Source organism: Undibacterium sp. Ren11W (assembly GCF_049340485.1).
In the GTDB taxonomy this organism is placed as follows: Bacteria; Pseudomonadota; Gammaproteobacteria; order Burkholderiales; family Burkholderiaceae_D; genus Undibacterium.
The window spans coordinates 122,355-135,237 of the sequence record NZ_JBMPPB010000009.1 but is presented as its reverse complement, the minus strand read 5'-3'; the positions used below and the strand labels follow the sequence as shown (position 1 = coordinate 135,237).

11 protein-coding genes and 1 tRNA gene are annotated in these 12,883 nt (G+C 52.3%); all 12 read left to right on the top strand.

Annotation, left to right across the window (positions count from 1 at the left end; all coding sequences use genetic code 11):
• Entirely contained in the window at positions 1–1,314 is a 1,314-nt protein-coding gene (locus ACO0K8_RS18385) for a c-type cytochrome (protein WP_422948102.1), read from the top strand.
• A 31-nt stretch (positions 1,315–1,345) separates the two neighbouring features.
• Positions 1,346–2,404 (top strand): AI-2E family transporter, encoded by a 1,059-nt coding sequence (locus ACO0K8_RS18380; protein ID WP_422948101.1) that lies wholly within the window; start codon positions 1,346–1,348, stop codon positions 2,402–2,404.
• A 113-nt stretch (positions 2,405–2,517) separates the two neighbouring features.
• Positions 2,518–2,591: transfer RNA gene (locus ACO0K8_RS18375), tRNA-Gly, on the top strand.
• A 406-nt stretch (positions 2,592–2,997) separates the two neighbouring features.
• Positions 2,998–3,732, top strand: a complete 735-nt coding sequence (locus tag ACO0K8_RS18370) for an ABC transporter ATP-binding protein (RefSeq protein ID WP_422948100.1) — start codon at positions 2,998–3,000, stop codon at positions 3,730–3,732.
• Entirely contained in the window at positions 3,704–6,193 is a 2,490-nt protein-coding gene (locus ACO0K8_RS18365) for an ABC transporter permease (protein WP_422948099.1), read from the top strand. The genes ACO0K8_RS18370 and ACO0K8_RS18365 overlap by 29 nt, the downstream gene beginning before the upstream one ends.
• Before the next feature lie 4 nt (positions 6,194–6,197).
• Positions 6,198–6,821 (top strand): arylesterase, encoded by a 624-nt coding sequence (locus ACO0K8_RS18360; protein ID WP_422948098.1) that lies wholly within the window; start codon positions 6,198–6,200, stop codon positions 6,819–6,821.
• 97 nt (positions 6,822–6,918) lie between these two features.
• On the top strand, positions 6,919–7,683 hold the full coding sequence (locus ACO0K8_RS18355; protein ID WP_422948097.1) for a hypothetical protein: 765 nt from the start codon (positions 6,919–6,921) through the stop codon (positions 7,681–7,683).
• A 51-nt stretch (positions 7,684–7,734) separates the two neighbouring features.
• Complete coding sequence (locus ACO0K8_RS18350; RefSeq protein ID WP_422948096.1) at positions 7,735–8,466, top strand: response regulator; 732 nt, start codon at positions 7,735–7,737, stop codon at positions 8,464–8,466.
• Between the two features lie 4 nt (positions 8,467–8,470).
• Complete coding sequence (locus ACO0K8_RS18345; protein WP_422948095.1) at positions 8,471–9,796, top strand: sensor histidine kinase; 1,326 nt, start codon at positions 8,471–8,473, stop codon at positions 9,794–9,796.
• A gap of 272 nt (positions 9,797–10,068) precedes the next feature.
• Positions 10,069–10,377, top strand: coding sequence for a DUF1272 domain-containing protein (locus ACO0K8_RS18340; RefSeq protein WP_422948094.1), 309 nt, complete (start codon positions 10,069–10,071; stop codon positions 10,375–10,377).
• A gap of 98 nt (positions 10,378–10,475) precedes the next feature.
• Positions 10,476–11,450 carry a GlxA family transcriptional regulator gene (locus ACO0K8_RS18335; RefSeq protein WP_422948093.1) on the top strand — a complete coding sequence of 325 codons (975 nt, stop codon included), beginning with the start codon at positions 10,476–10,478 and terminating at the stop codon, positions 11,448–11,450.
• Positions 11,451–11,648: 198 nt separating this feature from the next.
• Positions 11,649–12,767, top strand: coding sequence for a glutamate 5-kinase (gene proB, locus ACO0K8_RS18330; RefSeq protein ID WP_126128364.1), 1,119 nt, complete (start codon positions 11,649–11,651; stop codon positions 12,765–12,767).
• Positions 12,768–12,883: the final 116 nt, after the last annotated feature.

Sequence of the window (12,883 nt, the reverse complement as noted above, 5' to 3'; positions counted from 1 at the left end):
ATGTCGATTAAACGAATTCTTTATTCTTTGCTGGTCGGTATACTGCTGGCGCTTGTCGGCTTGGCTGGCTACGGTTATTTTTTATTGGACGATAAGCTGCTTGGCACGACGGCAGGCGATGAAAATACGAGCGGACAAGTTGCTCGCGGCGCCTATCTGGCGCGCGCCGGAAATTGCATGGGCTGCCATACGATGCGTGGTGGTGACGCCTATGCCGGTGGTCGTCTGATTCAGTCTGAATTTGGCAATTTTCTGACACCCAATATTACTGCGGACGTTAACTATGGCATCGGTGCCTGGAGTGCCGAAGACTTCTGGCAAGCGCTGCACAATGGTAAGTCTAAGGATGGGCGCATGCTGTATCCGGCTTTTCCGTTTACCAATTACAGTCAGATCACACGCACCGATGGCGATGCCTTGTTCGCTTACTTCAAGACCGTTAAACCGGTCGCCAGAGAGAATCAGCCGCATGATTTGCGCTTCCCTTACAGCCAGCGAATCTTGCTGGCATTTTGGCGCGCCCTGTATTTTCGTCCAGCCGTGTATCAGAATAATACGCAGCAAACTGCAGAATGGAATCGTGGCGCCTATCTGGTGAATGGCTTGGCCCATTGCAGTGCCTGCCATAGTAGCCGTAACGTGCTGGGAGCCAATGGCGGAACCCACGATCTGTCTGGCGGTGCGCTGCCCATGGTCAATTGGTATGCGCCATCGTTATTGGCGCAAGAAGAGGCCGGGTTGTTGCATTGGCAGCCGGTTCAGTTGCAAGCCTTGTTAAAAACGGGAGTCTCGCAGCAGGCCGTGGCGTCGGGCCCTATGGCTGAGGTGGTGGCTGGCAGCCTGCAATACTTAACGGCGACCGATATCGCCGCCATGGGCACTTATCTGCAAGCCCTGCCTGTATCGAAAACCGCTGCTGCCGATATGCTGGATAAGGCGCTACTAGCCCCCTCGCTTGGCAAAGAGCAGATGGCGATGCTCATGCAACAGGGGGCCAGTCTGTATAAAACCCATTGTGCCGATTGCCATGGGGTCAATGGTGCCGGGGGTGCCAGCATTTATCCTGCTTTGGCCGGCAATCCTGCTGTCCAGATGCAAAACGTCGCCAATCCTTTGCGCATCATCTTGGCGGGCGGCTTTGCTCCTGCCACCGAGGCCAATCCGCGTCCCTATGGGATGCCGCCGTTTGGACCAGTGTTGTCAGACGCTGAAGTGGCTATCGTTTTATCTTATGTACGTAATGCCTGGGCTAATCAGGGTAGCGTGATCACAGCAGCAGAAGTCAATCGCTACCGGACTGCACCACTGGATTGAGCGAAATTTTCACAAGGGAATCGACTAAAACATGAATCACCGCACACTGCAGCATCAGTTTTTTTTATTCTTACTTATCGCAGTGAGCCTGGGTTTCGGCCGCATCATGTTGCCATTTTATTCGGCAATTTTCTGGGCTTTGGTACTGGCAATCTTGTGCGCTCCTCTACAACGTCGTTTGCTCAGATTGATGCCTCTACGCAGCAATCTGGCTGTGCTGGCCAGCCTGTTGCTGGTACTGGTTGCAGTGCTCCTTCCACTATTACTGATAGGCGCATCTCTGTTGCAGGAGGGGACGATTTTTTATGCCAAGTTGCGTTCCGGTCAAATTGATTTTGGCATCTATTTTCAGCAAATCATGGCGGCACTACCTAGCTGGATGTTGAAGCTGTTGTCACGCTTTGGTGTCGACGACATGACGACGCTCAAAAGCACGCTCTCGACTGCGGCTAGTCACGCCAGCCAATTGATCGCCTCTAAACTACTCAACCTGGGGCAAATTACGGCACAGTTTATGATTAGCTTCGGGATTATGCTGTACTTGTTATTTTTCTTTTTGCGCGATGGCGTCGCACTGGCGGCAAAAATAAGCCGGGTGATACCGTTAGACAATGCCGACAAACAACAATTATTCGCCCAATTTGCGACCGTGATCCGCGCAACGATTAAAGGTAATCTCAGCGTGGCTGCCGCTCAGGGCGCGCTGGGTGGTCTGATGTTTTGGTTCCTGGGTATACAGGGGGCATTGTTGTGGGCGGTATTGATGGCTGTCATGTCTTTATTGCCGGCGATAGGCGCTGGCCTGATCTGGGGCCCAGTTGCACTGTATTATCTAGCGACTGGAGCATTATGGCAGGGCGTTAGCATGATCTTGTTTGGCGTGTTTGTGATCGGTTTGGTTGATAATATCCTGCGCCCCATTTTAGTTGGTAAAGATACCCAGATGCCCGATTATGTGGTGCTGCTGTCAACGCTCGGTGGTCTTTCTGTTTTCGGGCTAAGTGGTTTTGTGATCGGCCCGGTGATTGCCGCCATGTTCCTCGCGAGTTGGCAAATTTTCGCCAACGACAAAGAGGCTGCCGGTAAGTAAGGGCGCTGGATATTTTTCAAAAATGAACTAAGAGAAGTACTGACTATGATCTTGATCAAGCCAGTAATTTGCCAAGGATAGACGATCAGGCGTAAAATATCTGCTCTTTAGATGCGGGTGTAGCTCAATGGTAGAGCAGAAGCTTCCCAAGCTTACGACGAGGGTTCGATTCCCTTCACCCGCTCCATATAAATCAATGCCTTAGCTGATTTTATGATGAGAAATTTTCCGCAAAAACGCTTGGTAGGACTTACGATGTAGTCTCTGCCCAGACAATTTTTTTTGCTTCGTCTTTACGCTGTCACGCTCGTGCAGTTCACCTGCGCTTATTATTTTCCTGACTCGTTCCATCGGCCCTTGCGTTGTCCTGCATTGTCCTGCATTGTCACTATCGAGGCCGCCATCCGCAAAAGCAAATATCCCATTTCTACTATGCGGGAGTAAGCTGCCGCGCCAAATTTTGAACTTTACAAAACTTTACCCTGGCGACATATCCTAGCAACGCGCCATCTTTACAGTGAGTACATGCAGATTAATTCTGTCGGGTGTGCATACCCAGCACACTCAAACCGACACTTACAGATGAGGCTAGCATGTCTATTACTGCTATGGTTGAAGTCAAGGCCATTACTAAAACTGTCGCCACCCAAGAGGGTGAATTAGCGATATTGCGTCCTATCTCTATGCGAGTGATGGCGAGCGAATCGATCGCCATTACCGGCGCATCTGGTTCGGGTAAGTCAACCTTACTGGGAATTTTGGCGGGGCTAGATGTGCCAAGCAGCGGCGAGGTATTTTTGAACGGACACTGCCTGACCGCGCTGGATGAAGAGGGTCGCGCCCGGGTCCGGGCTGAGAATGTGGGATTCATCTTTCAGTCGTTTCAGCTGTTGCCTGGCCTCACGGCACTAGAAAACGTGATGTTACCGCTGGAATTGCGCGGCAATCGCCAGGCCAAAACACTGGCCACAGAATTTTTACAAAGGGTAGGTCTGGAGTCGCGCATGCGTCACTATCCGCCCCAGTTATCTGGCGGCGAGCAGCAAAGGGTGGCGATAGCGCGTGCCTTTGCCAGTCAGGCACGCATTTTGTTTGCAGACGAACCGACCGGTAACCTCGATAGCACCACAGGCGCGCGGATTATCGATTTGCTGTTTGAACTCAATCGCGCGCTAGCCACTACTCTGATTTTCATCACGCACGAAGAGCGCCTGGCAGCACTGTGCCAGCGCCGGATTGTGCTGGAAGCGGGGCAGTTAGTCTGCGCTTTAACTAGTCAAACCAGTAAAGGAGAGGCAGATGCTAGCCTTAAAATTATTGCTGCGTAACTGGCGCAGTGGCGAGCTAAAGCTGCTGAGCGTTTCTTTAATACTGGCGGTTGCAGTGCTCAGCGGCATCGCGGTATTTGTCGATAGACTGGAGTTAACTTTACTGGCGCAAAGCAGCAGTCTGTTGGGGGCCGATAGCGTGCTCAGCGGTACGCAGCCGCACCCCGCCAGCTGGGAAGCCGAGGCCGACCGCAATGGGATAGCGCATACACAGGCGGTGGCATTCGAGAGCATGCTGTATGCGGGTGACAACATGGCGCTCGCTTCGGTCAAGGCTGTGGCTGAACATTATCCCCTACGTGGACAATTGGAAATCAGTCAGCAGCCGTTTGCACTACAGCCACAAGATATTCAGCTAGCAAAAGGCGTCCCTGCCGCCGGCGAGGCCTGGATAGATTCGCGTTTGTTATCTTTGTTGAATATTCAGCTGGGTCAGTATATAGAGTTAGGCGAACTGCGCCTGAAAGTTAGCCAAGTGCTGATACGTGAGACTGAGTTGTTCACTTTTGCCCCGCATTTGTTGATTAATCTTCAGGATTTGCCTTTGACTAAACTGGTGCAGCCGGGCAGTCGCCTTGAATATAAGTGGTTGCTGGCATCTGATAACCGCGTACTGATGGCAAATTTCATTCAAAAACTTAAGCCGCGGTTGAGCCCGCACCAGACTTTAGAAGATGCGGCCAGCATGCAAGAAAGCTTGGGCAATGTAGCAAAAACCGGTAAAAATTTCCTGCTGCTGACCGCTATCCTGGCCGTCTTGCTGGCAGGTGTCGCGATCGCCATTGCCGCGCAACAGTTTTCGCAGCGGCATACCAATCAGGTAGCCTTGATGAAAAGTCTGGGTGTCAGCGCCAACCGGGTACGCGCCTTGTATTTTGGCCAGTTGCTGGCACTGGGCATCATCGCCTCTTTGCTGGGTCTGGTCTTTGGTGAGGCGATACAAAGAATGGTGGCAGCCAGTTTGCAGGAAATTTATAAAATCCGTTTAACTGAGGCGCGTGCTTTGCCATACGCTTTAAGTTTTTTAAGTGGTCAGTTGTGCCTGATTTTCTTTGCTCTACCTGCGTTATGGTTTTTACCGACGGTGCCACCCTTGAAGATCTTGCGCAAAGAGTTGGCGCCGAATATGCCGCAATTGTGGCTACAGGCGGCGCTGGCACTGGCCGCGGTAGTGTTGCTGCTGTTACTGTTTAGTGGCGATGTCACGCTCGCGCTGATTGTTTGCGCCGGTTTGATCGCGGTGCTGCTGTTCTCTATCGCGCTGGCCTTGCTACTGTTAGGTGTGAGTAAATATTTTTCTGCCAGTCTGATCGGTTATCGTCGCCTTGCCTTTGCCAATTTACAAAGGCGTAAATGGAACAGCGTGATGCAGATTATCGTATTTTCGATTGCCATCATGTCTTTGTTAAGCCTGAGCATAGTGCGCACTTCGATGATGGATGAGTGGAGCGCCAAATTTCCTAAAGATGCAGCGAATCATTTTCTGGAAAATATTCCGGCCGCCGATGTCAGCGCTGTGCAAGCCTTGCTGGAACAGCAAAAACTTCAGCTTCAGCCATTTTATCCTGTGGTGCGCGGCCGCATCAGTGCAGTCAAAGGTGTAATTCCGGATGAAGCTATGCGTAAAAAATCACGCACTCTGGAATACGAAAACGATTTTAGCTGGAGTACGGTATTGGCCGAAGGTAACCATGTAGTTGCCGGGCAGTGGTGGGATCAGTGGAGAGCGCAGCGTAAGCAAGGACAATTGCCGGGAGTTTCGGTAGCTGCCACCACAGCTAAAAACATCGGGATAAAAGTGGGGGATCACTTGCGTTTCTCTATCGCCGGTTTTGAGCTCGAAGCCGAGGTGGCCAGTTTGCGCGAGTATGAAGAAAGCGTCGTCAATCGTACTTTTGCCTATTTGTTTGAGCCCGGTAGCCTAAATCATTTGTCGCCCACCTACAGCACCGCATTTTATCTGCCACCACAGCAAAAGAGCTTTCTGACGAGTCTGTTAAGGGCGCATCCTGGCATTGCGTTGTATCAGTTAGATAGGTTCATCGAACAATTACAGAGCATCATCAAGCAGGTCACCGATGGCGTGATGTTGGTCTTGTGGCTAACGCTGGCGGCGGCGGGCCTGGTGCTGTGCTCTGCCGTGATGAGTAGTCTCGATAGTCGCAAACAAGAGAGCGCCTTGTTGCGCGCTCTGGGTAGCCCCAGTGAGTTAATCGTGGGCAGCGTCTGGTTGGAGTTTAGTTTATTAGGTTTGCTGGCAGGTGTGGTCGCTATTCTGGGAGCAGAGATTGTTCTCTTTGGACTGCAAGTGCTAGTCTTGAAAACCTCGCTCCATGCCCACTATGTTTACTGGTTGGCGGCGCCTTTGATGAGCGCATTGTTGCTCGGGATTTTAGGTGGCTTAGCGTGTCGCAGTGTCGTAACAAGTGCGCCTGGTTTGGTATTGCGAGGAGTGAATTAATAGTATGAAAACGTTAAAGTTAGCCCTTGTTTTCCTGTCGATATTCTTTTGTGCCAGCTTATTCGCCGCTGATAATAATCACAAGGTGTTGCTGCTTGGTGATAGCCTTAGCGCCGGATTCGGGATCAAACCCGAGCAATCTTGGGCGCGCCTGATGCAGCAAGAGTTACAGGTAAGGCATGCGGCGACTTTGCTCAATGCCAGCGTCAGCGGTGAAACCAGTAGTGGCGGTCGCAACCGCCTGCCAGCCCTGCTGCGCGACTATCAGCCTGGTATCGTGGTCTTGGAGTTAGGCGGCAATGATGGCTTACGTGGCCAGCCTCTCACTTTGCTAGAGAGTAATCTGCAAGCGATGATAGATGCAGCTCAGGGGGCCGGTGCCAGAGTATTATTGGTCGGGATGCAGATACCGGGTAGTTACGGGGCGCGCTATAGTAAGCAATTCAAGGAGATTTTCCCTAAAGTTGCGGCTAAAAATAAGCTACCTCTGGTGCCCTTTCTACTCGAAGCGGTGGCTGATCATTCAGAGTGGATGCAGGCCGACGGCATTCATCCTAAGGAGGAGGGGCAGGCTAGGATGAAGGAAAACGTCTTGCCGTTTTTATTGCCTATGCTGAAGTTAAAATGAGCGGCTATCCTTCCTGGCGGAACGTTTTTTCCTGTGTACTGACTTGAATTTATTTTTCTTTTTTTTTGTCAAAAATTTTTGTGCTGAAAGACAAGCTATGCGTTGCTTAAACAAGTTAATGATGTTCCCGATAGGCCTGATGCTATTGACGCTTTGGGGGCCGGCCCGCGCCGATGGTTTGGCTGATCTGAAATCTGCACTGAGTCGCTTGCAAGGGCAAAGCCCACTCAAGGCGACGATAGAGCTGAAAAGCGTCCGGCGCCTGGGCGAAGGTAAGGAGTTGGAAGAGAGCAGCGCGCACGCCAGCCTGAGCGTCGAAGACGGAGCGCGTGGCATGCAAGTCTTTTACAGTAAAGAGACCTTGACGCGAGCTGAGACTGAGGCTCGTGCTAAAGGCAAGGATCCCAAGACCAAGACACCCACAGTGACTGCCTTGAGTGAGTTGAATACGGCTGAACTGCGCCCTATGGTGGCGGCGGTGCTTGGCTTATCAAGGCAGATCGATGAGGGTATTTTTAAGGGGGAGAAGCTCGACACCTATAATGGCAAGCCAGCGCGTCTGCTGAGTTTTGAATTCACTATGGATCGCTTGACCGAAAGAGAGCGTAAATATGTCAAAAAAATGGAAAGCACGCTCGATCTGTGGATCGCTGCCGATGGCACTCCACTGGCCAGTAATTTGCGGCAGAGTGGCTCGGGGCGCGCCTTTGTGGTCGTAAGCTTCGAGCAAAAATACGATGAAGACAGCATCTTCGGTATCTACGGCGATCGCTTACTGCTATTGCGTAGGGAAAGTCGGCTCAGCTCTTCCGGTGCGGGTGAGAAAATGGAGAGTAAAGTGGTCAAGACTTTGCAATTGTAGTTTTGATCTTGTTAAGACCGATGCCCCATCACCATCACGGAACCTAAACCTATGCATCCTCGCCTGTTAATCATTGAAGACGACCAGCGCCTGGCCGATATGTTGCGGACCTATCTACAGCAAAACGGTTTTGAGGTGGTGCATGTGACGAGTGCCGGCCAGGGCCTGGCTTTGTTGCGGGATCCATCTCAGGCTTTTGCTTTGCTCCTGCTTGATTTGATGTTGCCGGATGCCTTCGGTCTTGATGTCTGCCGTCAGATCCGTGCGCATACTGGGAATATGGCGACTATTCCTATCGTGATGCTCACTGCCAAGGGCGATTCTATGGATAAAGTGATAGGCCTGGAGTTGGGCGCTGATGACTATGTCGCAAAACCGTTTGAACCGCGTGAACTCCTGGCGCGTTTGCGCGCCTTGCTGCGGCGTCAGCAGCAACTCCAGACCAGCCCGCAAACCGAGCCTGAGCTGGCCAGGATATTGCGCTTTGGACGGCTCGAAATTAGGCTGGATGCACGCCGCCTGTATCTGGATGGGCAAGAGCGCGGTCTTACTGCCTATCAATTCGATTTACTGGTGTTGATGGCTGAAAGTGCCGGCAGAGTGCTGTCGCGCGAGCATTTGATGGATGCACTCAAGGGCGAGACCCCGGATGCGTTTGATCGCTCGATTGATGTTCATATCGCTCGCCTGCGCGCTGCCATCGAGGATGATCCCAAACAAGCGCGTCGCATCATCACGGTGCGTGGTGCCGGTTATGTGTTCGCGAAGTTGCAGGATGTTTAGCGCCATGAAACACCGGGTAAAAAAAATGTGCTCACGCTGGTCGCTGAAATTTTATCTGCGTATCTATCTGGCGATGCTGGCCAGTCTGGTGCTCGCTTTCGTCCTCATGGCCTTGATCTGGCAAATACTGCTGAATAGTCCGCGCTATTTCAAGCTGAATATGGAACATTTTTCGCAGATAGCGACCGACGTCTTGCCGGCCTCCGGCGTTTCTAAGGAGCGCCAATTAGTGACGCTAAAACGTTGGGGGACGTGGATGGATTCCGATCTTTCGCTGTATGCGCCAGACGGAACTTTGCTGAACTCGACAAAAAGCGATGCGCCAGCGCGCGTTCCGGATAATGTTAAACAAGGCTGGTTCTTTGGGTTTCCTTTTAGCGTGATCGGCCACTTGTCGGATCAACGCTGGCTGCTCATGCAGAGTAACCGCGTCTTTTTTGCTCCGACTTTAGGACAAGTTCTACTGGCGCTGTTGGTGGCACTGGCGCTAGCGCTGGGCTCCTACCCGATTGTCCGACGTTTGACCAAGCGGCTGGAGCATTTGCAAGATAGCGTCTATGCCTTGGGGCAGGGAGCATTGGCGACCCGGGTGGCGGTCGAAGGGGATGACGAAGTGGCGCATTTAGCGATGAGTTTCAATCAATCGGCAGCGCGTATCGAGGCGTTGATGGCGGCGCAAAAATCCTTGTTGGCGAACGCCTCGCACGAATTGCGCTCGCCGCTGACGCGTCTGCGCATGGCGGTAGAGTTGATGCAAGAGCAGGCTACGCCTGCCATCCGACTAGAGTTGAGCCGCAATATCAACGAGTTGGATCAACTGATAGAGGAGATATTATTGAGCAGCCGCCTTGAGGCGAACATGGCGAACCCGCATACCGATGAAGAGCTCGATCTGACTGGTTTGCTGGCCGAAGAGTGCGCACTGACGGATGCCTTGTTAACGATACAGGCTCAGTACGGAGCTGGTGAGGGGGCCGCGTTATTGCAAGGTGATCCGAAATTACTCAGGAGGCTATTGCGTAATCTGCTGGAAAATGCCCAGCGTTACGGTGGCACTGCGGCGCCCGAAGTGTTACTGCTGATCAGCCCGCAACAGCTGCAAGTAGATGTTTGCGATCGCGGTGCCGGGATCCCCGTGGAGCAACGCGAGCGTATTTTTGAGGCTTTTTATCGCGTGCCTGGTGCCAGCGAAAGCCATGGCGGTGTCGGGCTAGGCCTGAGTCTGGTCCGACAAATCGCACAGCGCCATGGCGGTCAGGTGCAATGCCTGGCGCGTGAAGGCGGCGGCAGTTGTTTTAGAGTGATCTTGCCTCGGGCTGTTCGACTGTAGGTGCTGTGCTGAACATTCAAAGTAGATAAGCCCAGAGCGCATATTCCATGCGCTTCTTCAGACTGTCTTGCCATTTCAAAATCAATCTACTTGTCTTCGCATCCATCGTCACCTATCGAGATTTGGTGAGGTGTGGCGAAGTGTGGCGAAGTGTGGCAAGGTATGGCTAGATATGACCGTAAGCTGTCGCCTTCCTGCCTTGTGACAGACCAGCGCTCTGCTAAACTCTAGCTCGTCTATCTTTACTTTAACACTCTCACGAAAGGTCTCACATGCTTGAACTACGCCCAAGCTGCGAACATTGCGATAAACTTCTGCCACCGAATTCAAGCGAAGCGCGAATATGCAGTTACGAATGTACATTTTGCGCCGTTTGCGTAGAGCAGGTCTTGCTCAATGTCTGCCCTAATTGTGGTGGCGGCTTCGTGACGCGCCCGATACGACCGTCGCACAACTGGAAAGGTGATAATTTTCTAGGTAAGGATGGTGCTGGTACGCGTCGTGTATTCAAACCTGTGGATGCGAGCGAGCACGCAGCCTTAGTCGCCAGACAAAATGGTTTGGAGCCGCAGGATCGCTAGGCTTTGGTAGATTGTATTTATATCAAATTATGATGTCCTTAAATGTCCTCATGCGTTTATGAAAAAGCGGATCAAAGTTAACTATGGGCGGAACTGTCATGCGCAAGCAAAGTATCTACTTTCTCTTATTACCTGAGACCATGCTGTCGGATCTGGCAGGGCCGGCCGATGCATTTTTGTTTGCCAACCGCCATCAAACTGAGGTCGAATTTGAGCTGGAGTTTATTTGCGCCTTGCCAGAGATCCGCTGTTCTATCGGTCTGTCGCTAGGACCCTTAAGTGCGCTGCCTAACACATTGGCCGACGATGCGATTGTGGTCTTGCCCGGGCTAGTGGGCATGCAGTTTGACTATGCAGCCGCAGCCCACAAAAGCAGCCTGAGCTGGTTGAAAAATACGATACAGCCGCAGCACAGGCTAGTCTGCATCTGCTCGGGGGCGCTCACCGCTGCCCATGCCGGATTGCTGCGCGGACGGCGCGCCACCACACATCATAGTCACTGCGCCGATCTGGCCGCTATCGACGCCTCTATTCTGGTCGAAGAAAACCGTATCTTTGTCGAGGATGGGAATATCTGCAGCAGTGCCGGGGTCACGGCAGGCGTCGATTTGGTACTACATCTGATTAGTGGCATTACCTCGCCACAAACCGCAATTGCGGTGGCGCGTGCCATGGTGGTGTATCTGCGTCGCAGCGGCAATGATACTCAGTTATCGCCATGGTTAATGCATCGCAATCATGTACATCCTGTGGTGCATAAGGTGCAGGAGGCGCTGATCAAAGATCCGGCCCACCCCTGGGATTTGACTCAGTTAGCCGAACTGGCCTGCACCAGTACCCGTCATCTGAGCAGACTATTTAGTCTCTACGCCGAAATTTCGGTACAAGAGTATTTGAGCGGCTTGCGCTTAGGTCTGGCCGATCAGTTATTGAGTCAAACCGATTGGCCTATAGAACGCGTCGCAGAGGCTGCAGGTTTTGGCTCGCCCCGTCAGTTTCGCCGTGTATGGCAAAGCGCGCATGCCACGCCACCGTCTGCCCATCCGCACAGACGGCTTATGACCAGACACTGAGGACAACAAGGTATGGTTCGCGACCAGTTTGATCTCCGCTGTATGCGATATTTAATTAATTGGAAAATTAAGTTCAAATCAAAATTAAATTTTGCATCTATCTAACTTATCCGCATAAAGTATAATTCTGGCTCATGCTTAGACGCATTACTACGTGATGTGTCTGGCAAATTCGCTATTTTGATCTCTTTATACTCTATGCATTCTGTTATTCAAAACGCCAAACGTCTGATTATTAAAGTAGGTTCCTCGCTGGTTACCAATGACGGTAAAGGCTTAGACCGGGTTGCGATCGAGAAATGGGCGGCCCAGATCGCCCAGTTGCGCCAGATGGGCAAGGAAGTGGTACTGGTCAGTTCCGGTGCCATCGCCGAAGGGCGGCAGCGCCTAGGTTTTGAGAAACGCCCGACCGGCATCCATGAATTACAAGCCTGCGCGGCCGTCGGACAAATGGGTTTGGCGCAGATTTACGAAACCAGTTTTCGTGCACATGGCCTGGGAACTGCGCAGATCTTGTTGACGCACGCCGATCTGGCCGACCGCGAACGCTACCTGAACGCCCGCTCTACCCTGGTGACGCTGCTGGGTTTTGGCATTGTGCCGGTGATTAACGAGAACGACACCGTGGTTACCGATGAGATTAAATTCGGCGACAACGATACTCTGGGCGCGCTGGTGGCGAATCTGATCGAGGCCGATGCCCTGATTATTTTGACTGATCAAAAAGGCCTGTACACGGCTGATCCGCGTAAAGATCCCAACGCGCAGTTTGTGCATGAAGCCAGGGCCGGCGATCCGGCGCTGGAGGCGATGGCCGGTGGTGCTGGTTCCAGTCTGGGGAGTGGCGGCATGCTGACCAAGATCCTGGCAGCTAAACGCGGGGCCAGCTCTGGCACCCATACCGTGATCGCCTGGGGTAGAGAAGACAATGTTTTGGTGCGACTGGCGCAAGGTGAGGCAATCGGCACCCAATTGGTCTCGCAAATGGCACCATTGGCGGCGCGCAAGCAATGGATGGCGGATCATCTGCAAACTGCAGGGCAGATTGTGCTTGATGCCGGTGCGGTGCAAAAACTGACGGCCGAGGGCAAGTCTTTACTGCCTATCGGCGTGTTGGAAGTCAAGGGCGAATTTGGCCGCGGTGCGGTGATTACCTGTTTCAACGAAGCGGGCGTGGCGATTGCGCGCGGCTTAAGCAATTACACTAGCAGCGATGCGCGTCGTATTAAGCGACATGCCTCGTCGGAAATCCTGGGGATATTGGGTTTCGTGGTCGAACCGGAATTGATACACAGAGATAATCTGGTACTGCTGTAATTCCATTTCTAAATCATTCGTGTCGTGGTTGCCTTCGGCTCGTCGCCTAAACACAAAAGATTTGGAAACGGAATAAGCCAACCGCACAAGTAAATGCTGGGCATAAAAAAAGGCTG